This window comes from Arthrobacter sp. ASL1, assembly GCF_056680475.1.
The window spans coordinates 1016056-1034899 of sequence record NZ_CM155284.1 but is presented as its reverse complement, the minus strand read 5'-3'; the positions used below and the strand labels follow the sequence as shown (position 1 = coordinate 1034899).

Here is an 18844-nt window from a genome sequence, read left to right as displayed (position 1 = left end):
TGCGCTACCCCTCGGCCGGTTGCTGCTCGGGATCCTGAAGTTGGGCGAGGGCCTCGGGATCCCGCAGGTGGGCCAGCGCGATGGAACCGGGTTCGCCGCTGATGTATTGGGTGACGTCCACGGAACCCAACGTCGTGTCCAGGTGCTGGGTGCGACGCGAGCCCGTCAGCCGGACGAAGTCGAGCGGCATGGTGGAGTCCGCTTCGGCCTTGTGGTGGGCGGGCGAGGGGATGCGGTCCTGCCATTCGGGCGTGACGAGGAAGGCGTACTCCCGATGCTCCGCGATGAAGGCGCGCACCGCCGGGCAAAACGGCAGGACCGCCAGCCGGCTGGCGTGCGCGTCCGTCAAGACGTGGTGGATGAGCATGTCAGTCAGCAGTGCCGACTTGAAACGGCGGTCCATGGAGGTGTGCAGAACCCACATGTCCGCACCGTCCATGCTGTACTGGACGAATCCCGCCAGTTCGCCAGCCTTGAAGATCTGGTACTGGAACTGTTCGCGGATGTTCTCGATGGCGATGGGCATGCGCTACGCCACCTCCGTCGCGGGCGTGGCGGCCGGCGAGGGATCCGCGGTGGGGGCCACGCGGCATCGATGCGAGGGGATTGAAGGGTTCAGAGGAACACGGCTCCTTGACAGAAGTGGAGGCCCGCTGCTGAACCGGTTACAGCATAAGCAGATAGCAGGAGTATTTCGCAATCCGGCGGAAGAACGGCCCCGCGGTGGCGGAGGTGACTCCGCCGGACATCCGGCGCCGCAGGGACGCCCGGGGACGTCTCCCGGGGGACGTTGTGGCCAGCCTCCGGCCCTAGGCACCGCAGACTCAGCGATATATCGTTGAGTATCGCTACCCGATCGGTGGCGAACGACGGAGGAGACCATGATGCACAATTCACAACCGACTGGCGGATTCGGCGGGGCCAACTTCGATGGCGTGTGGCAGGCCGTCGAGGACCTGCGGTCACGGTTCGAAAAGCGCTCGGGCACCCGTGCGGGACGCGGCGAGGTGCGCGCGGCAGTGCTGGCGCTGCTCGGGGAACGGCCGATGCACGGCTACCAGATCATCCGCGAGATCGAAGAGCGCAGCGGTGGCAACTGGAAACCCAGTGCCGGCTCCGTCTACCCGACCCTGCAGCTGCTCTCCGACGAGGGATTCATCAGCGCCGAGGAATCGAACGGGCGCAAGATCTACTCCCTGACCGAGGCGGGCCGTGAGGAACTGGCGGACGCCGAGGGCCCGGCACCGTGGGAGCCGGCGGGATCCGCGCCGGGCACCGCTTTCGCGGCCCTGCCCAAGGCAGGCTTCGAACTCGCCCAGGCGGCCTCGCAAGTGGGCCGCACCGGCTCGCCGGAACAAGTGCAGGAGGCCGTCGCGGTGCTCGACGAGGCGCGCCGGCGGTTGTATTCGATCCTCGCCCAAGGCTGACCCACGTGGCGTCGGTGGGTCCTCGCCCGGCACATCCGGCATCGGGCGCCGGGAACACCCGCGCACGATACCGCCGGATCCTGCGTTTCGCGGCCTGGCACCTGGCCATGATCTGGTGGTTCGAGCTGTTCCTGCCCCGGATCGGGTTGGCCGGGGTCGCCGAGCGTTCGCGGGCGCGGCGGATGCGCCGCTTCGCGCAACGCTTCCACGCGCTGGCCGTGGAACTGGGCGGCCTGATGATCAAGGTCGGGCAGTTCCTCTCGTCCCGGCTCGATGTGCTGCCGCCGGAGATCACCGCGGAACTGGAGGGGCTGCAGGACGAGGTGCCCCCGGTCCCGTTTTCCGCAGTGCGCGCCCTCGCCGAGGCCGAATGGGGGACGACGCTGGATCGCGTGTTCACCTGGGTCGAGGAGACACCGGTTGCCGCCGCGTCGCTGGGCCAGGCATACCGGGCGCACCTGCTCCCCGAGGCCGCTGCCGACGCCGGTCTGGCGGAGGTCATCGTCAAGGTCCAACGCCCGGGCATCGAGGCGATCGTCGACGTGGACCTCGCCGCCTTGCGCAAGGTCGGCGGCTGGCTGAGCCGCATCCGCCTGGTATCCCGCCGCGCGGACATGCCGGCGTTGGTCGAGGAATTCGCGCAGACCAGCCTCGAGGAGATTGACTACCTGCATGAGGCCGCGCAAGCCGAGCGCTTCGCCGAGGAGTTCGCCGGGAACGACAATGTCGCGGTGCCCCGTATCGTCTGGGAGCGCACCAGCCGCCGCGTGCTGACGCTCGAAGACGTCACGGCCATCAAGATCACGGACCTCGAGGGACTGCGCGCTGCGGGCATCGATCCGGCGCAGGTGGCGCCGGCGTTCGCCTCGGTCATGTTTGACCAGCTGTTCGGCAGCGGCTTCTTCCACGCCGATCCGCACCCCGGCAACATCTTCGTCACCCCCACCGGCGAATCGGCGGCCGGGCGGGCCTGGAAGCTGACGTTCATCGACTTCGGCATGATGGGGGAGGTCCCGCCCAGCACCAGGCGCGGGCTGCGAAAACTGCTGATCGCCGCCGCGTCGCGCGACGGCAAGGGGCTGGTGTCCGCCATCGGCGAGGTCGGCGTGCTCATGCCCTCGTCCGATACCGCGGAGCTCGAGCGTGCCATGACGCACCTGTTCGCGCGGTTCGGCGGGATGGGCTTCGCCGAACTGCGCGAGGTGGATCCGCGCGAATTCCGGGATTTCGCCGTCGAATTCGGCGACGTGGTCCGCTCCCTGCCCTTCCAGCTGCCGGAGAACTTCCTGCTCATCATCCGCGCGATGTCCTTGACGTCCGGCGTCTGCAGCTCGCTGGACCAGCAGTTCAATCTCTGGGACACCGTCGAACCCTATGCCGCACAGCTGCTGCGCGAGGAGCGCGGCAACATCGTGCAGGACGTTTCCCAACAGGCCGTTGAGCTGGCGGGCATGGCGGTGCGGCTGCCCCGGCGCCTGGACGGGCTGGTCGCCCGGTTGGAGGACGGCTCGCTCGCGGTGGCCACCCCGCGCCTCGAACGCCAGGTCGCCCGGCTCGAGCGGACGGCGCGCCGGGCCATCTCGGCGCTGGTCTTCGCTGCATTGCTCGTTGCCGGAGCGCTGGTCCGGCCGGATGACCAGGTGCTCGGAACCGTGCTGATGGGCGTATCGGTACTGCCGCTGGCGCACGGCCTGTGGGTGGGGCGCCGCGGACCCTAGGCATCCCGCCTCGTGCCGCAGAATGGTGCGGTTCCCGCCACGCAGCGTGGCCCCGGCCCGTGGTGGCGGGGACGCTGTGAGGTTCTTTGCGACAGCTGCGAATGTACGCATCACAGTCAATATGCATTCGGTCGCCCTCGAGCTGCCGGTCAGCCGGTCCGTGCCAGAAGGAGGGCTTCCCGGGCCTGCTGGCCGCAATCGTGGGGGCCGAGGTGTCTGAGGGCCACGGGAAAAGGGTCGGCGACACCGTGACCGCCCTGCCGGCGGTCCTTCGCAGGTCAAACCCGCGATGTAGCTTCGTCGGGCGTCCCGGGTCGCCAGGGCTGGTGCGTGTGCGCGAGCCACACGTGCGCAGGGTCGAGTGAACGGATCAGGTGCTGGCCCTCGGTCTGGGGCTCATCGAGCTCTCCGAACCAGACGGCCGTGTCACCGGCAATGATGACCGGGTGTTGACCGGTCTCGATGACGACGATTTGGGATCCGCGGGTATGGCCGGGTGCCGGCACAAGGCGGATCCCCGGGAGCAGCTCGAGCTCGCCGTCGACGGGCACGTATTCCACACCGGACGGATCGACCCATTCACGAATCGTGTAGTCGTCGTGGGTGCGGGCGTCCTCGAGCTCCTGGCGTTGAACGTATATTGGCCGCCCTGCGAAGAGGTGGTTGCCACCGCAGTGGTCGAAGTGCAGGTGGGTGTTGACGACGATGTCGACGCCGGCGAGGTCAAAGTCCTGCTGGTCCAGCGGTTTCAGGCGGGGGTCGAGGTCGGCCACCGCGGGATGGAGCCGGGTCATCCCGGTATCGACGAGCACGCGCCCGTCGGGATGGTCGATGACGTGCACGTAGACGGGCATTAGCTCGCCCTCGGCGAGCAGATCGCCAACATGGACGGCCGTGACGCTGGTCGAACCGGGGGAGTCCATGGGTCAAAGTAGGCCGCGGCTAAAATCCCTGTCAAGGGCTGCTGCGACGACCCAGTTCGGCCGGCAACTCCCGGAGGCTGGACACCGTGTAGTCGGGGATCCGGAAGTGGGCGGGGTAGCCGGCACCGGTGCGGTTGAGCCATGCCGTGGCCAGCCCTGCCCGGGAGGCCCCGTGGATGTCCCAGGGGTGCACGGCGACGAGCACCATGCCGGACGGTTCGGACCGGCATGTGGTGGCCGCGTACCGGTATGCGGCGGCTGCCGGCTTCCACAGCGGAGCGTCCTCGACGGAGAGGAGCAGCTCGAATTGATCGCGCACCTGCGCATCACCCAGCAACTTCTGGGCGACCTTGACCGAGCCATTGCTCAAGGTGGCGAGCCGGTAGCCGGCCGACGCCAATCCCCGAATCCCCTCCGGGACGTCCTCGTGCACACCGAGGGCCATGAAGCCTTCCATGACGTGGCGCACCGCGGCCTCGGTGTCGCGGTCCAACTCGATCGATGCGAACATCCCCCGCAGGATTTCTGCTCCGATGTCGGCAAAGGTGGCCAGGTCACCGGAGGAGGTGAGGGCGAAGCCGTCGCGCAGGACGTGGGCGAACCACAGAGTGGCCTGACTGCCCGGGGCGCCGACGTCGACGAACCGCTGGGACATGGGCGTCATGTCCGACAGTGTTTCGTTGACGTCGAACAGGATGGTGGTGTGTTTCATGGATGATCTGCCTCCCGGGGGTGGGCCTGGGTGGTCGCCGTCATGCCCCGGCGGGGAGCGTGGCGATCTGGATGAGGTTGCCGCAGGTGTCGTCGAAGACTGCGGTGGTCACCGGGCCCATGTCGGTGGGTTCCTGGGTGAAGCGCACGCCGAGGGCGCTCATGCGTTTGAATTCGGCGTGGACGTCGTCGACGGCGAACTGGGTGAAGGGGATGCCATCTGCCACCAGGGCGTCCTTGAACGGTTTCGCCGCCGGGTGCCCGCTGGGTTCGAGCAGCAGCTCGGTGCCGTCGGGGTTCTCGGGGGAGACCACGGTCAGCCAGCGGTCGGCTCCCAGGTCGATGTCGTGCTTGACCACGAAGCCGAGGACCTCGGTGTAGAACTTCTCGGCCTTGGCCTGGTCGTCGACCATCACGCTCGTCAGGTGGATTTTCATGTCTTCAGCCTAAACGTCTTCATCGACGGATCGGTCAGTGGGCGATGCGTTCTTGGATCCTGGCGCGGATCTGTTCCACGGTCGGTAGTCCGGCGAGCCCGTTCGGGGTCTGGTATACGCGGCAGGACAATTCGCTGACCGGGGCGGCTCCGGGAAAGAGGTCCACCTCGTCGAGCGTGATCGTGGGGGAGCCGGCAAACGAGGCCCCCGCGTCGGTTGCACCTTCCACTACCGTGCGGATCACCTCCACATCCGGCCTGCCTGCCTCGGCCAGGGCAGCAACAATCCGAGCCTGGGTTTCGTCGGAGTTCGGGCAGTCTTCGATGCACAGGAGTTCAACCTTCATGAATCCATTTTCCACCTATCGGTACGCCATGGAGACGCGCGCAGTCCTGCCCAACCCGGCGCCGTCCCGATGCCGGGACGGATCGTCCGCGGGGCGCGCCGCGCCGTTGCCCGGCGCACCACCACCAAACCCACCAACGCCCATGAGAGGGTCGAACCGTGGAAACCGTAAGAAAAACAAAGAGCCTGGTGCTCTGTGCCGCTGCCGCCTTCCTGCTGACGTCCTGCGGCTCCGACTACCCCTTGGGGGAGGAACAGCGCCGGGCCGCCGAAGAAAACTCCTCGGACCTTTCCGGAACCATCACCGGAGTCGGGTCATCGGCCCAGAGCGCGGCCATGGCCACCTGGATGTCGAGCTTCATGTCGGAGAACCCCGAGGTCCAGGTCCAGTACTCCCCGGCGGGTTCCGGGGCAGGACGTACCGCCTTCCTGGCGGGAGGCCTGGACTTCGCCGGCTCCGACGCCTACCTTGACGCGGAGGAGCAACAGGCCTCCCGGCAGGCCTGTGGGCCAGGCGGGGCCATGAACATCCCCGCCTACATCTCGCCGATCGCCATGGCCTTCAACCTGCCCGGGATCAAGCAAATCGACCTCGACCCCGAAACTGCTGCCTTGATCTTCCGCGGCGAGATCGACTCATGGGCCGATCCACGCATCGCTGCCCTGAACGAGAACGTGGACCTGCCCGACATGGCGATCACCCCGGTCCACCGCTCGGACGACTCGGGGACCACCGAGAACTTCACCGATTACCTCCACGCGACGGCCCCCGGGACCTGGACGGAGGAGGCCGGCGGATCATGGCCCTCCGCGTTGGGCGGGGAAAACGCGAAGGGAAACTCCGGGGTCATGAGCACCGTCACCCGCACCGAAGGGGCCATCGGCTACGTCGACGATTCCGTCACCGGGGACGAGACCGGCAAGGCACGGCTGAAAGTCGGAGACCACTTTGTTGAGGTGGGAGCCGAGGCGGCGGCGAAAGCCGTCGAAGCGGCCAGCCAGGTGGACGGCGCCGGGGAAAACGATCTGGCGCTCGACCTGGACCGGACCACCACCGCGGCCGGCGCATATCCGCTGGTGCTGGTCTCCTACCAGATCTACTGCACGTCCTACGTGGACGCGAACACCGTGGAATTGGTGAAGGCCTTCGGAGGGCATGTCGTCAGCGAGGAAGGGCAGAGGCTCGCAGCGGAATCCGTCGGCAGCGCACCCATGCCGGACGCGCTGGCCGAGAAGGCGCGCGCGGCCATCGGTTCCATCAGCCTCCGCTAGCCGGCCGCCGCGTTAACGCACCGACTTAACGCACCGACGGCGGCGCAAGTTTCGCGCCGCCGTCGTACTCAGTGGTGCTGTGTTGCTAGCCGAGCGTCGAGGTGTCGATGACGGCGCGGTAGCGGACCTTGGAGGAGAGCACGCGCTCGTACGCCTCGTTGATCTGGTCGGCCCCGATGAGCTCGGTGGCCGCGTTGATGCCGTGCTCGGCGCAGAAGTCGAGCATCTCCTGCGTCTCGCGGATGCCGCCGATGAGCGAGCCGGCGAAGGAGCGGCGCCCGCCGATGAGGGTGAAGGGGGTGACCGGCAGTGCCGCCGGCGGGGCGCCGACGTTGGTCATGGTGCCGTCCACGTCCAGCAGCGACAGGTAGGCGTCCAGGTCGATCTCGGCGCTGACCGTGTTCAGGATGAAGTCGAACGAGCTGGCGAGGCGCGTGAACGTCTCCGGGTCGCTGGTGGCGAAGTAGTGGTCGGCGCCGAAACGCTTGCCGTCGGCCTCCTTGGAGAGCGTCTGGGACAGGACGGTGACCTCGGCGCCCAGGGCGTGGGCGATCTGCACGCCCATGTGGCCCAGTCCGCCCATGCCCACGACGGCGACGCGGGATCCGGGGCCGACCTTCCAGTGGTGCAGCGGGGAATAGGTGGTGATGCCCGCGCACAGCAGCGGGGCCGCGGAGGCGAAGTCCAGGGCCTCGGGGATGGTCAGGACGAAGCCGGCGTCGACGACGACATGGGTGGAGTAGCCGCCCTGGGTGATGGTGCCGTCGCGGTCCACGGCACCGTAGGTTCCGGTGTTGCCCTGGGTGCAGAACTGCTCCTCGCCGCGCTGGCACTGCTTGCACTGCCCACAGGAGTTGACCATGCAGCCGACGCCGACGCGGTCACCGACCTGGTGGGTGGTGACGTCGGAGCCGACCTCGGAGACGAAGCCGACAATCTCGTGGCCGGGGACCAGCGGGTACTGCTGGGGACCCCAGTCGCCCTGGACGGTGTGGATGTCGGAGTGGCAGATGCCGGCGTACTTGATGTCAATCAGCACGTCGTTCGCGCCGACGTCGCGGCGCTCGATGGTGGTGGGGGCCAGGGGTGCCCCGGCCGCGGGTGCTGCATAGGCGTTGACGGTCTTCATGGTGTCCTTCGGGGTGGGGGACGGAAGTACGATGGACAGCGTAGTACGATGATCATCGTCGTAGCGAATTCGGAACCGTGTCGAAGATGGATTGGAATGATGAGCACCCCCCGCACCCTGGAGCACCCCGACGTCGTGGAGCTGAACCTGGACGCCGTCCTGTCCGCACTGGCGGACCCGATGCGCCGGCGGATCGTCGTCCAGCTGGCCGGCGGCTGCGAGGACCAGGCCTGCATCGCCTTCGAACTGCCCGTCAGCCGGTCCACGGCGACCCACCACTTCCGCGTCTTGCGCCTGGCCGGGATCATCGAACAGCAATACCGGGGCACCGCGATCCTCAACTCGCTGCGCACCACCTGCCTGCAGGAGCGCTTCCCCGGGCTGCTGGCCGCGATCGTCGGGGCCGAGGCGCCGACCGGGGCGGGGTTGCCGACCCCGTAGCGGCCCGGGAGGAACCCGGAGAGCGGTGCATCGCCGTCGTGCCCCGGTTTGCCGTGTTGGCATTTTGCCCCGGTGCAGCGGACAATTGATGCAGCAAAGGTAAGGCGGGGGGCGGATCCGATGCTGAGCCCCGATACGTGCTTCGAGAAGGAAAACCCCAGCATGGCAGCATCAGCGACCTCCACCGTCAGTGAGTACCTGTACGGGGTCATCCGGGAATTCGACGAGATCGAGGCCTTCCTCAACGCCGTGACCCGGTTGGCCGTCCAGGAGCTGTCGAGCCCCGACGACGAGGTGCTCTGCGGGATCACCCTGTTGCGGAACAAGCGTGCCGGCACCGTGGCGAGCAGCAGCGAGCTCGCCCAGGCGATGGACGAGGTCCAGTACGAGTACGCGGACGGGCCCTGTCTGACGGCCGCCCGCACCCAGTCGCTGGTCGTGTCCCCCGACCTGCAGGACGATGCCCGGTGGCCCGAGTATGCCCGTGACGTCGGCCGGCACGGCATCCGCTCGGCGTTGGCCGTCCCGTTCGACCTCGATTCGGGGGATCACGCGGCCCTGAACGTGTATGCACGCGAGGTCGGGAAATTCACGGACGAGTCCATCGCCGTCGCGCAGGAATATGCCCGCCAGGCCTCGCAGGCGCTGGCCCTGTCCGTCCGGCTGGCCCAACACCGGGAGGCCGAGGCCGACCTGTTGGAGGCGATGAAGTCGCGCACCACGATCGACCTGGCGGTCGGGATCATCATGGGCCAGAACCACTGCAGCCAGCAGGAGGCCCTCGGCGTGCTGAAGTCGGCATCGGGCAGCCGGAACATCAAGCTGCGCGACATCGCCGCCGTCATCGTCGGCAGCTCGGGCGAGAAGGAGCCGGTCACCCACTTCGACCGGTAGCCCGGGGCCCTATCCGGGGGTGGGCACCGCCCCTCGCCGGTGCCTCAGGGTCCGCAGCAGCACGAGCAATGCGGCGAGCTGGACGCCGATGGTCACCAGGACCAGCGCCGTCGGGGACACCTCGTACAGCGATCCCGCCAGGACGCCTCCGGCCAGGGCGCCGGCTCCGACGACGGCGGCAAAGATCCCGTACGCCGTGGCCCGGCGCGCTGGACCCACGATGTCGGCGACGGTGGCGCGCAGGGTCGACTCCTGGATACCCATGACGCATCCCCACAGCAGGGCACCGACGACCACGGGCACCACACTGCCGGCAAACGCGAACACCGGAACCAGGGCCGCCACGACGGGCAACAGGAGCAGTGCCCGCGCCCCGTGGCGGTCATACAGCCACCCGGTGGCCAGCGCCGCCAGGGCATCGACGCCCATCACCGCCGCGTAGACGACGGGAACCGCCGCGGCGGCGATGATGCCCTGTTCGACCATGTGGAAGGACAATACGCCGAACGTGGCGAATCCCGAGGCGGTCAAGGCGGTGAAGGCTGCATACCACCAGAACTCCCGCGGCAGCGGCGCAGGGCGCGCGCCGGAGGGCCGTGCCGGGGATTCGGCGATTGCGATCGGATGGACCTCGTAGGCTTCGGTGGCCGGAACCCTGGCCCGGACCCAGAACAGCACGGCGAGCAGGGCGACGCCCGGGATGGCCAGGACGAGCAGCGAGGGGCCGTAGTCGTTGCCGGTCAGCGCCAGGATGCCCGCCACGACCAGCGGCCCGAGGACGGCGCCGGCCTGGTCCATGGCCTCCTGGACGGCGAACCCCTTCCCGCGTCCCACCGCCGAGGTGGCGTGGGAGAGCATGGTGTCCTTCGCCGGGCTGCGTACCGCCTTCCCGACGCGCTCGAGGATGACCAGGGTGGCGGCGACCCACAGGGCAGCGGAGTAGCCCAGCAGCGGCACGGCGACGACGGTCAGCACATAGCCGGTGATGGCCAACATCCAGAAGCGGCGGGTCACATCGGCCAGCGGACCCGACACCAGCCGCAACAACAGGGCGACCGCCTCTCCGGCACCGGTGACCAGGCCCACCAGGACGGCCGATGCGCCCAGCGACGCCAGCAACGGGCCGGTGATGGAGCGGGCGCCCTCGTAGACGAAGTCACCCAGCAGGCTGATCCAGCCGAAGGCGAGGATGAACGACCAGGCCGTCATCCGCACGGCGGGCCGGGGTGCGGATCCGGTTCCGGTTCCGGACATGGTTCACCTGCCCTGTTCGTCGACCCCGGTGGGGTGCATCACCGGTGATTCGGATCATAGTCCGCAGTGCACGGCCCGTCTGCAGCTGCCGCCGGGGGCCGCGCCGTCACCGGCCCCGGGCCGGCGCACGGAGCCCGGCGCCGCCGTCGTGATCATTTTGTGACATTTCGGTTTTTGCCCTAGCGTTGATGGGCGATGCCAGTTACCACCGAACGTTCCGCCCGCAGCACGCCCGCCACCACGAGTGACCCGATCTTCGTCGATCCCACCGGCCGACGCCTGCGGCGCGGCAAGCAGATCGGCGCGCTCGTCATCGGCCTCATGGCGACCTACGTGGTCCTGATGCTGATGGCCTTCCTGGGCGGGACCACCGTCGACACCCCCGACCTGCCGGCCCAGGACCAGCCGCGGGCCGCGGCCCCGGCACACCATGTCGCCGCACACCCGTCCCCGTTGGCGCAGCAGACCCGCCGGTGAGCGGCGTGCATCGGGCCCGCCGGGCCCGCCGGGCCCGGCGGACCCGCCGTCCGGGCGGCATCAAGACGCACTGGCTCCTCATGGCCGTCGTCGTGCTGACCCTCGGGCTGGCCATGGCCGCCGAGGGGTACATGAACCACATGTCGGGGATCGACCAGCCCCCGGCCGCCACCAGCCGCGCCTCCGGCGACGTCCCGCGGGCCGTGAGCCACGGCGGGCCGGTCGTTGACCCCGTGGGCGACGGCGTCCACACCGCCACCCCCGCGAAGGACAGCGTGGCGCTGGCCTTCGACGACGGACCCGACCCGCAGTGGACGCCGCGCATCCTCGACGTGCTGCGCGAGCACGGGGTCCACGCGACGTTCTTCGTCACCGGCGACGCCGCCATCGAGAACCCCGACCTGACCCGGCGCATCGTGGACGAAGGACACGAGATCGGCATCCAGACGCTCACCCACGCCGACCTGGCCGTCGCCCCGACCTGGCAGCGCCGGCTCGAGGTCCGCGCCGCCGAGAAGGCGGTGGCCGGCATCACCGGGCAGGCTCCGGCCCTGCTGCGCCTGCCCTACACCTCGCGCAACGAGGACGTCACCAACGACCAATGGTCCGCCATGCAGACCGTCGCGGACGAGGGCTACCTCACCGCGCTGTCCACCGTCGACAGCGGCGACGACGAACGCCCCGGTGCCGAGGTCATCGCCCAGAAGCTGACCCAGCCGGGGGTGCGCGGCGAGACCGTGTTGATGCACGACGGCGGCGGCAACAGGACCCAAACCGTCCAGGCGCTCTCCACGGCGCTGGACTCGTCGGCGGGCCAGCACTTCACCACCGTCGGGGACTCCATCGGAGTGGACACGACGACCGACGCCACCGTCACCGATGAGGTCACCGGCCAGGCGTTCTTGTGGGGCATCCGGATCACCGACGTCGTCGTCGGCGCCATCTCCGTCACCCTGGTGCTGGCCGGGGCGGTCACCCTGCTGCGCGTGGTGCTGGTGATGATCGTCGCCGCCCGGCACATCCGGTCGACGCGGCGCGCCCGCGCCGCCGAACTCGACGTGTCCTGGCTGCACGAGCCACGGACGACCATCCGCGAACCGGTCACCGTCATCGTCCCGGCCTACAACGAATCGGCGGGCATCGAGGCGGCCGTTGAATCCATCGCCGCCTCACACCACCGCGTCGAGGTCCTCGTCGTGGACGACGGGTCCACCGACGGCACCGCCGACCTCGTCGAGGCGCTCGGCCTGCCGGACGTGCGCGTCATCCGCAAGGCCAACGGGGGCAAGCCGTCGGCGTTGAACGCCGGGCTGGCCGCGGCATCCAACGAACTGGTGGTCATGGTCGACGGCGACACGGTCTTCGAGCCGGACACCGTGAACCTGCTCATCCAGCCGTTCTCCGATCCCCGGGTCGGGGCGATCTCCGGGAACACCAAGGTCGCCAACCGCGGAGGCATCCTCGGCGCGTGGCAGCACATCGAATACGTCGTCGGGTTCAACCTGGACCGCCGGCTGTTCGACGTCGCCGAATGCATGCCCACGGTCCCCGGGGCCATCGGGGCGTTTCGGCGTTCGGCGCTGGCGAAGGTCGGCGGGGTCAGCGACGACACCCTGGCCGAGGACACCGACCTCACCATGGCCCTGTGCCGGCAGGGCTGGCGGGTCGTCTACGAGGACGGTGCCCGGGCGTGGACCGAGGCCCCGGCCACCCTGGGGGCCTTGTGGAAGCAGCGCTACCGCTGGTGTTACGGCACCCTGCAGTCGATGTGGAAGCACCGCGGCGCCATCCGGCAGGACGGCGCCGCCGGCAAGCTCGGACGGCGGGGGCTGGGCTACCTGCTGGTGTTGCAGGTGCTGCTGCCGTTGTTCGCCCCCATCGTCGACGTCTTCGCCATCTACGGGATCTTCTTCCTGGATCCGCTGCGCATCGCGCTCATCTGGGTGCTGTTCATGGCGATCCAGTTCGCGATGGCAGCCTACGCGTTCCGGCTCGACCGCGAATCGCTGAAGCCGTTGTGGACGCTGCCGCTGCAGCAGTTCGTCTACCGGCAGGTGATGTACCTGGTGGTGATCCAGTCGGTGGTCACCGCACTGGCTGGGGTCCGGCTGAAGTGGCATCGAATGGAGCGGTACGGCAGCCTGAACGCCGCGACCCGGAACCAGGCCTAGCCGCGGGTCCGGGGTTCGCCCCTCGCCGCCGGCGTCCGGTCGGCGTACCGTGGAAGCAGGGATCTCGCCGACCGGGAAAGTGCCATGAAAACTGCAGTGAAGAAATGGATGCCCGCCGCGGCCATCCCCGCGGTCATCGCCGCAATGGGTGTGGGTGTGGGGATCTCCACCTCGGCCACGCCCCACCTCGAGCCCAAAACCGCCGAACAGGTCATCGAGCTGATGGCCGGAGCCGATGTTCCGGCCTTCTCCGGCAGGATCCATGTCTCCACCGACCTCGGTATCCCCGCCCTGCCCGACGCTGGTGCCCCCGCCTCGTTCGGGCCTCCGCAGGACGCGCAATCGGCGGCTCCCGGGGACAAACCCGCATCACCGGGCAGCGGTGGCGCTGCGGGCGCGGGTTCCGCGGATCCCGGGATTGCCCAGCTGCTGGACCTGGTCACCGGCAGCCACGACATCCGCGTCTACGTCGACGGCCCCGACAAGGCCCGCGTGCAGCTCATGGAGGGGATGGGCGAAAAGGACGTCATCCGCAACGGCACCAGCGTCTGGACCTACGACTCGGAGGCCAACGAAGCCGTCCACACGACACTGCCGGACCGCGCGCCGGCCACGAAGCCCCCGTCCACCGAACACCGCCAAGGACACGCCACCGGGGAGGTCCCCACCCCGGCGCAGCTCGCCGACCGGCTCCTTGCCGCCGCGGATCCCACCACGACGACCACCGTCGAGGACGGCTCCACCGTGGCCGGCCGCGACGTCTACAACCTGGTCCTGACCCCAAAGACCGGCCAGACGCTCGTCGAGGACGTCACCATCGGAGTCGACGCCGAAACCGGTGTCCCGCTGGCCGTCAGCGTCGACGCCGTGGGCCAGGACACCGCCGCGGTGGACGTCGCGTTCACCTCCTTCACCCCGAAAGCCCCGGACGCCCAGCGCTTCGACTTCACCCCGCCGGCCGACGCCACCGTGCACCAGAAGAAGCTCCAACAGGACGGCAACTGGCCGAAGCACACCTACGGGAAGAAGCTGCAGCGCCCGATGCCCTCGAAGGACGACGCGCAGCACCACGGCCAGGCTGGTCCGTCGGACGGCTGGTTCACCGGAACGGGCTGGGACGCGGTCGCCACCATCCCCGCCCAGCAGGTACCCGCCGAGCTGGCGAAGTCCGCGCTAGTCGCCCAACTGGCCACCGACGTCGACGGCGGCAAGTTGCTGCACACCCCGCTGGTCAACGTGCTGCTCTCCGACGACGGACGGGTCCTGGTCGGCGCCGTGCCCCTGCAGCGGCTGCAGGCCGTGGCCGACGGAAACTGAGCGTGGCGCCCGGCGACGGTGGTCTCGCGATCGAGACCCGCCAGCTGAGCAAGTCGTTCGGGACCCGCCATGCCGTGAACAACCTGGACCTCGCCGTCCCGCACGGATCCGTCTTCGGGTTCCTGGGTCCCAACGGATCGGGCAAGACCACCACCATCCGCATGCTGCTGGGCCTGGCCACGCCGACCAGCGGATCCATCAGCGTGCTGGGGAGCCCGATGCCCGCCGCCGGGCAGGACGTGCTGCCGCGCGTCGGTGCCCTCGTCGAGGGGCCCGCCTTCTATCCGTTCCTCTCCGGGCGGGCCAACCTGCTGCGCTTGGATGCTGCCAACCCGCGCGCCGGGACCGGCGACCGCCGCCGCCGGGTGGACCAGGCGTTGGACAGGGTCGGCCTGGGCCAGGCGGCGACCCTCGCCGTCCACGCCTATTCGCTGGGCATGAAGCAGCGCCTGGGTATCGCCAACGCGCTGGCCACCGACCATGAACTGCTGGTGCTCGACGAACCCACCAACGGGTTGGATCCGCAGGGCACCCGCGAGGTCCGCCACCTCATCGCCTCGCTCGCCGGGGCGGGCACCACCGTCTTCATCTCCAGCCACCTGCTGAGCGAGATCGAACAGGTGTGCACCCACGCCGCGGTGATGAGCAACGGCAACCGCGTCGCCCAGGGCACGCTCGCCGAGCTGCGCTCCGGCGGCAACGGGTCCGTGGTCATCCACACGCCCGATGCCGACGCCGCCCGGGCGGTCCTGGCCCGGCTCGGCCTGGCGGCCGGTGGGGGAGCAGCGCCCGGTGGGGGAGCAGCGCCGGGCGGGGACACTGCCGTCGTGCCCTCTGGTGAGGCAAGTGGGGCAGCCGCGGCCGCTGACGCCGGCGTCGTGCAGGTGCCGTGGCCCGACGACGGCCCGGCGCCCGAGGCGATCGTGGCGGCGCTGGTGGCTGCCGGGGTGCGGGTGCGCGGATTTGCGCTCGAGCGGCCGAGCCTGGAGGACCGGTTCGTGGAATTGACGGGGGAGGGGTTCGACGTTGCCCGGTAGCGCGCTGTTGGTTTCGGAGGTGGCCTTGGTGTTCCGGCGGCGCCGCACCTGGGCGATGCTGGCGGCGCTCGGCGCGGTTCCGGTGCTGGTGGCCGTCGCCGTGCGGCTGACCTCCGGGCCGCCGACCGGGCGTGGGCCGGCGTGCCTGGACCGGGTGGCCGGCAACGGGTTGTTCGTGGCGATCGTGGGGATGTTCATGTGCATCCCGCTGTTCCTGCCACTGACGGTTTCCGTGGTCGCCGGCGACACGATTGCCGGGGAAGCCGGGCACGGGACACTGCGCTATCTGCTGATTGCCCCGGCCTCGCGGGGGAGGCTGCTGCTGGTGAAGTACATCGGCGCGGCCATGTTCTGCCTGGCGGCAGCGCTGGTGGTGGCGCTGGTCGGGGTGCTCATCGGGCTGGCCCTGTTCGGCATCGGGCCGGTGACGCTGTTGTCCGGGGACACGATTCCCCTCGGGGCGTCGTTCGGGCGGATTGCGCTGATGGCTGCCTATGTCGCCATTTCGCTGTGGGGGCTGGCGGCGATCGGGCTGTTCATCTCCACGCTGACCGATGTGCCGGTCGGCGCCATGGCGGCGACGGCGGTGCTTTCCGTCGCGTCGCAGATCCTCGGCCAGTTGCCGCAGCTGGACTGGCTGCATCCGTGGCTGTTCACCCAGCACTGGTTCGGGTTCGCGGACCTGTTGCGTGAACCGGTTTTGTGGTCCTCATTCGGGCAGAACGCGCTGCTGCAGGCCGGTTACGTGCTGGTGTTCGGGGCGTTGGCCTACGGGCGTCTGAGCACCAAGGACGTGTTGTCCTGACCCCTGGTCGGTTCACGATCCCCTCACAGGCCCATAGACCGGGCTCCTGTCCCCAGCCGGCAGGCCATGCCTGTTGGCGGTGACGCCCCACTGGCAGAGTTAATGCATGGAACGGAACACGAGCGAGGTGAAGGTCAACGGGTGGGAGATTGCCCGTGCCGCCGGCCTCGCCGTGGACGGTTCGACCCGCCTGAAAGCGGCCGAGGCCCTGGCCCGGTTCGCCGAGGCCGAGAAGTTCCGTGCCGCCGTCATGCTCCATGCGGAAGCCCAACGCGCCGTGCCGTCCCTCCTTGATGAACTCGACGATGACCCCGGGATGGGGATCTCGGTGCGCAGTGGACGGATGTCGTCGTTCGCCGCGACCGAGAGTACCGCTCTGGAGATTGCCTTGGTCCTGGGCATCTCACCAGGGCAGGGGCACCGTATCCTCGACCAGGCCGAAACTTTGATCGGGGATACTCCCGAAGTCATCGAATCCCTGAACGAGGGGCGCGTTGGGGCGAGCCATGTCCAACGGATCCTTGACCAGGTCAAGAACATCGTGCCCGAGACGCTTCCGCTTCCACCCCGGGAGGCCGACCAGGCCACACGTGAGGAATGGGAACGAGAGAGCGAACGGTTGGCCACTGCGGCCCAAGCTGCCCGGCGGGATTTCGGCGCCGACATGCTGGCAGCCGCGCCCGGCAAGTCCCCCGCACAGCTGCGCACGCGAGGCCGTCAACTGCTGGAGAAGTACTACGACATCTCGTACACGAAGCGCTGCCGGACCGCTCTGCGGGACCGTCGGATCATGATTGATGATGCAGCGGATGGAATGTCCTGGTTCTCCGGGTTGCTGCCCACCGCTCGCTGCCAAGCCATGTATTCCAAGGTCGATGCCGTAGCCCGGGCGCTGAAAGCCGACCCGGAAGCGGCCGCGGCTTTACAGCCTCCCGACGCGGGGGAGCAGCCCACCTTGCCAGCAGCGGACCTCGTCGACGACCCCTCGGAGCAACGGACCCTGGAGCAATTGCGGGCCGATGTATTCATGGACATAGTTATCGATAGCGTCTCTGGCCAAGGGATCGCCTCGATCAAACCGGAAGTCTTCATCACGATTCCGGCCACTATGCTCCCGGGCCTGCCTGACGGGCCCACGGGCACCGACCACACGACTGCCGATGGCACGGCACCCTCCAGGGAAGCATCCTGCACCGACTGCGTGGAAGCTGGTGATCTCGAACCCGTCCAGGTGGCAATGGCGGAGCTGCCCCCGGGTGCCTTGGTGCCGACCCTGCTGGGCGGTAGCCCCGTCGACCAGGAATCGGCCGCGCGGTTCATGGCCGCTGCGAAAACCTGGTGGCGGGTGGTCATCGATCCGATGACCGGGGCCATCGTGAAGTTCGGGCAGAACCGGTACCGGCCCACCGCTGCCCAGAGAGCCGCCCTGCAATTCAGGGATGGAGGATGTTGCACCCCTGGATGTCCGGGACGGGTGGAGTACTGCGATTCGGACCATGTACAGGAGTGGCACGAGGGTGGAGGCACCGATTTGGGCAACATGCAGTTGCGGTGTCGTCGCTGCCACCGGCTGAAGTCGCTGGGGTTGCTCCACTTCGACGAGGCCGCAGACGGAAGCGTGGTGGTGACCAGCCTTTTCGGCACTCGCCAAGGGACAACTCCAACTGCCCCATGGGCCGTCGGGTCATCCAGGCCGACGAGCGACGTGGGCGACGTTGAGGACAACCCCGGTGTGGACACTGACTCCACGGTCGGCGACGACCAGCAACCTGCCTCCGGGGAGTGGGGCAACGTCGCGGACGTACCTGACCCATCATGCGAGAACCCGGAGTTCGGACGTTATGCGAAGACCGGCCACGCCAAGGGTGCCCGCAAGCGGCGCCTGAAGCGCAATGCGGGTGGATATGGCCCCCGAAAGGTCAATTTCGAGGCGCCGGCGGATCCGTGGGAAAGCAAGTCGGGAAAACCCCACGAAGGTACCGACGACATCCCCTTCTAGATTCGTTGCCCTGTTTTCTTCAACAGCACTTCGCCTTCGAGCCCATCAGGATCACGGAAGAACATGCTGAATTCAGCGCCGAAGTCGTTGACTTTGCCGTCGCTGGCACCGGAATCGATGAGACGGGTACGGATGGCCTCGAAGGCTTCGTCCGATGCCGCCGACAGGCCGAGGTGGTCGATGCGTCCGCGACCCCACATCGGAGTTTGCCGGTCAGCCTCAAGGTTTCCGTCGATGACAAAGACATTGAGCACCGTGTTCGGCCCGATCTTGATGTTCGTCATGGTCTCGCCGGGTCCATGATCCCGTGTCTCGCCGACGACGGCATCGAAAACCGCCTCGTAGAAGCGGCCCAGGCGTTCGACGTCATGTGAGAGCAGGGCGACGTGGTTCACTCCATCGAGCAGCATGCCGGTCAGCCTTCGTGTTCTTCGTCGATCTTCATCCTCACGCTAGCCACCCCTGGCGGTGGCGGCCATGATTTGCG

Annotated in this window: 19 protein-coding genes; 11 read left to right on the top strand and 8 right to left on the bottom strand. The window is 68.5% G+C overall.

What is annotated here, in order from left to right:
* Nucleotides 1-4: 4 nt before the first annotated feature.
* Nucleotides 5-526, bottom strand: coding sequence for a GNAT family N-acetyltransferase (locus AC1MEQ_RS04910; protein ID WP_479794473.1), 522 nt, complete (start codon nt 524-526; stop codon nt 5-7).
* Nucleotides 527-884: 358 nt separating this feature from the next.
* Here AC1MEQ_RS04910 and AC1MEQ_RS04905 point away from each other — a divergent pair, with 358 nt between their 5' ends.
* Nucleotides 885-1427 (top strand): PadR family transcriptional regulator, encoded by a 543-nt coding sequence (locus AC1MEQ_RS04905; protein ID WP_479796060.1) that lies wholly within the window; start codon nt 885-887, stop codon nt 1425-1427.
* Between the two features lie 5 nt (nt 1428-1432).
* Nucleotides 1433-3145: an ABC1 kinase family protein gene (locus AC1MEQ_RS04900; RefSeq protein ID WP_479794471.1), complete on the top strand. Its 1713-nt coding sequence runs from the start codon at nt 1433-1435 to the stop codon at nt 3143-3145.
* 278 nt (nt 3146-3423) lie between these two features.
* On the opposite strand, the gene AC1MEQ_RS04895 is transcribed toward AC1MEQ_RS04900, so the two are convergent.
* From AC1MEQ_RS04895 to AC1MEQ_RS04880, 4 genes are read right to left on the bottom strand one after another with little or no spacing between them, the layout of a single operon-like run.
* Complete coding sequence (locus tag AC1MEQ_RS04895; RefSeq protein WP_479794469.1) at nt 3424-4068, bottom strand: MBL fold metallo-hydrolase; 645 nt, start codon at nt 4066-4068, stop codon at nt 3424-3426.
* Between the two features lie 31 nt (nt 4069-4099).
* Entirely contained in the window at nt 4100-4780 is a 681-nt protein-coding gene (locus AC1MEQ_RS04890) for a haloacid dehalogenase type II (RefSeq protein ID WP_479794467.1), read from the bottom strand.
* Between the two features lie 40 nt (nt 4781-4820).
* Nucleotides 4821-5216, bottom strand: coding sequence for a VOC family protein (locus AC1MEQ_RS04885; RefSeq protein ID WP_479794466.1), 396 nt, complete (start codon nt 5214-5216; stop codon nt 4821-4823).
* A gap of 34 nt (nt 5217-5250) precedes the next feature.
* Entirely contained in the window at nt 5251-5562 is a 312-nt protein-coding gene (locus AC1MEQ_RS04880) for a thioredoxin family protein (protein WP_479794464.1), read from the bottom strand.
* A gap of 158 nt (nt 5563-5720) precedes the next feature.
* Here AC1MEQ_RS04880 and pstS point away from each other — a divergent pair, with 158 nt between their 5' ends.
* Nucleotides 5721-6833: a phosphate ABC transporter substrate-binding protein PstS gene (pstS, locus tag AC1MEQ_RS04875; RefSeq protein ID WP_479794462.1), complete on the top strand. Its 1113-nt coding sequence runs from the start codon at nt 5721-5723 to the stop codon at nt 6831-6833.
* A gap of 85 nt (nt 6834-6918) precedes the next feature.
* On the opposite strand, the gene AC1MEQ_RS04870 is transcribed toward pstS, so the two are convergent.
* The gene (locus AC1MEQ_RS04870) at nt 6919-7962 is read right to left on the bottom strand and encodes an NAD(P)-dependent alcohol dehydrogenase (RefSeq protein WP_479794461.1); all 1044 of its coding nucleotides are present in this window, start codon (nt 7960-7962) and stop codon (nt 6919-6921) included.
* A 99-nt stretch (nt 7963-8061) separates the two neighbouring features.
* Between AC1MEQ_RS04870 and AC1MEQ_RS04865 the strand changes: the two genes are divergently transcribed.
* Both AC1MEQ_RS04865 and AC1MEQ_RS04860 read left to right on the top strand, forming a co-directional pair.
* A complete protein-coding gene (locus AC1MEQ_RS04865) occupies nt 8062-8403 on the top strand; it encodes an ArsR/SmtB family transcription factor (protein WP_479794459.1) in 342 nt (113 codons plus the stop codon).
* Nucleotides 8404-8565: 162 nt separating this feature from the next.
* Entirely contained in the window at nt 8566-9297 is a 732-nt protein-coding gene (locus AC1MEQ_RS04860; protein WP_479794457.1) for a GAF and ANTAR domain-containing protein, read from the top strand.
* 9 nt (nt 9298-9306) lie between these two features.
* On the opposite strand, the gene AC1MEQ_RS04855 is transcribed toward AC1MEQ_RS04860, so the two are convergent.
* A complete protein-coding gene (locus tag AC1MEQ_RS04855) occupies nt 9307-10551 on the bottom strand; it encodes an MFS transporter (RefSeq protein WP_479794455.1) in 1245 nt (414 codons plus the stop codon).
* A gap of 195 nt (nt 10552-10746) precedes the next feature.
* On the opposite strand from AC1MEQ_RS04855, the gene AC1MEQ_RS04850 reads away from it, so the two are divergent.
* The 6 genes from AC1MEQ_RS04850 (at nt 10747) to AC1MEQ_RS04825 (ending at nt 18357) form a co-directional block, all read left to right on the top strand.
* Nucleotides 10747-11028 (top strand): hypothetical protein, encoded by a 282-nt coding sequence (locus tag AC1MEQ_RS04850; RefSeq protein WP_479794453.1) that lies wholly within the window; start codon nt 10747-10749, stop codon nt 11026-11028.
* Entirely contained in the window at nt 11025-13199 is a 2175-nt protein-coding gene (locus tag AC1MEQ_RS04845) for a bifunctional polysaccharide deacetylase/glycosyltransferase family 2 protein (protein ID WP_479794451.1), read from the top strand. The genes AC1MEQ_RS04850 and AC1MEQ_RS04845 overlap by 4 nt, the downstream gene beginning before the upstream one ends.
* Nucleotides 13200-13283: 84 nt before the next feature.
* Nucleotides 13284-14516: a LolA family protein gene (locus AC1MEQ_RS04840; RefSeq protein ID WP_479794449.1), complete on the top strand. Its 1233-nt coding sequence runs from the start codon at nt 13284-13286 to the stop codon at nt 14514-14516.
* Nucleotides 14513-15553 (top strand): ABC transporter ATP-binding protein, encoded by a 1041-nt coding sequence (locus tag AC1MEQ_RS04835; RefSeq protein WP_479796059.1) that lies wholly within the window; start codon nt 14513-14515, stop codon nt 15551-15553. Before AC1MEQ_RS04840 ends, AC1MEQ_RS04835 begins: the two co-directional genes overlap by 4 nt.
* 55 nt (nt 15554-15608) lie before the next feature.
* Complete coding sequence (locus AC1MEQ_RS04830) at nt 15609-16358, top strand: ABC transporter permease (protein ID WP_479796057.1); 750 nt, start codon at nt 15609-15611, stop codon at nt 16356-16358.
* A gap of 106 nt (nt 16359-16464) precedes the next feature.
* The gene (locus AC1MEQ_RS04825) at nt 16465-18357 is read left to right on the top strand and encodes an HNH endonuclease (RefSeq protein ID WP_479794447.1); all 1893 of its coding nucleotides are present in this window, start codon (nt 16465-16467) and stop codon (nt 18355-18357) included.
* Here AC1MEQ_RS04825 and AC1MEQ_RS04820 read toward each other — a convergent pair.
* Complete coding sequence (locus tag AC1MEQ_RS04820) at nt 18354-18767, bottom strand: VOC family protein (RefSeq protein WP_479794445.1); 414 nt, start codon at nt 18765-18767, stop codon at nt 18354-18356. The genes AC1MEQ_RS04825 and AC1MEQ_RS04820 overlap by 4 nt on opposite strands.
* Nucleotides 18768-18844 lie beyond the last annotated feature (77 nt).

Coding starts and splice junctions, on each gene's coding strand:
- AC1MEQ_RS04890 (WP_479794467.1), bottom strand. CDS start 4,780: ATGAAACACACCACCATCCTGTTCGACGTCAACGAAACACTGTCGGAC.
- AC1MEQ_RS04855 (WP_479794455.1), bottom strand. CDS start 10,551: ATGTCCGGAACCGGAACCGGATCCGCACCCCGGCCCGCCGTGCGGATG.
- AC1MEQ_RS04910 (WP_479794473.1), bottom strand. CDS start 526: ATGCCCATCGCCATCGAGAACATCCGCGAACAGTTCCAGTACCAGATC.
- AC1MEQ_RS04880 (WP_479794464.1), bottom strand. CDS start 5,562: ATGAAGGTTGAACTCCTGTGCATCGAAGACTGCCCGAACTCCGACGAA.
- AC1MEQ_RS04840 (WP_479794449.1), top strand. CDS start 13,284: ATGAAAACTGCAGTGAAGAAATGGATGCCCGCCGCGGCCATCCCCGCG.
- AC1MEQ_RS04860 (WP_479794457.1), top strand. CDS start 8,566: ATGGCAGCATCAGCGACCTCCACCGTCAGTGAGTACCTGTACGGGGTC.
- AC1MEQ_RS04830 (WP_479796057.1), top strand. CDS start 15,609: ATGCTGGCGGCGCTCGGCGCGGTTCCGGTGCTGGTGGCCGTCGCCGTG.
- AC1MEQ_RS04820 (WP_479794445.1), bottom strand. CDS start 18,767: ATGCTGCTCGATGGAGTGAACCACGTCGCCCTGCTCTCACATGACGTC.
- AC1MEQ_RS04865 (WP_479794459.1), top strand. CDS start 8,062: ATGAGCACCCCCCGCACCCTGGAGCACCCCGACGTCGTGGAGCTGAAC.
- AC1MEQ_RS04895 (WP_479794469.1), bottom strand. CDS start 4,068: ATGGACTCCCCCGGTTCGACCAGCGTCACGGCCGTCCATGTTGGCGAT.
- AC1MEQ_RS04905 (WP_479796060.1), top strand. CDS start 885: ATGCACAATTCACAACCGACTGGCGGATTCGGCGGGGCCAACTTCGAT.
- AC1MEQ_RS04870 (WP_479794461.1), bottom strand. CDS start 7,962: ATGAAGACCGTCAACGCCTATGCAGCACCCGCGGCCGGGGCACCCCTG.
- AC1MEQ_RS04885 (WP_479794466.1), bottom strand. CDS start 5,216: ATGAAAATCCACCTGACGAGCGTGATGGTCGACGACCAGGCCAAGGCC.
- AC1MEQ_RS04825 (WP_479794447.1), top strand. CDS start 16,465: ATGGAACGGAACACGAGCGAGGTGAAGGTCAACGGGTGGGAGATTGCC.
- AC1MEQ_RS04850 (WP_479794453.1), top strand. CDS start 10,747: ATGCCAGTTACCACCGAACGTTCCGCCCGCAGCACGCCCGCCACCACG.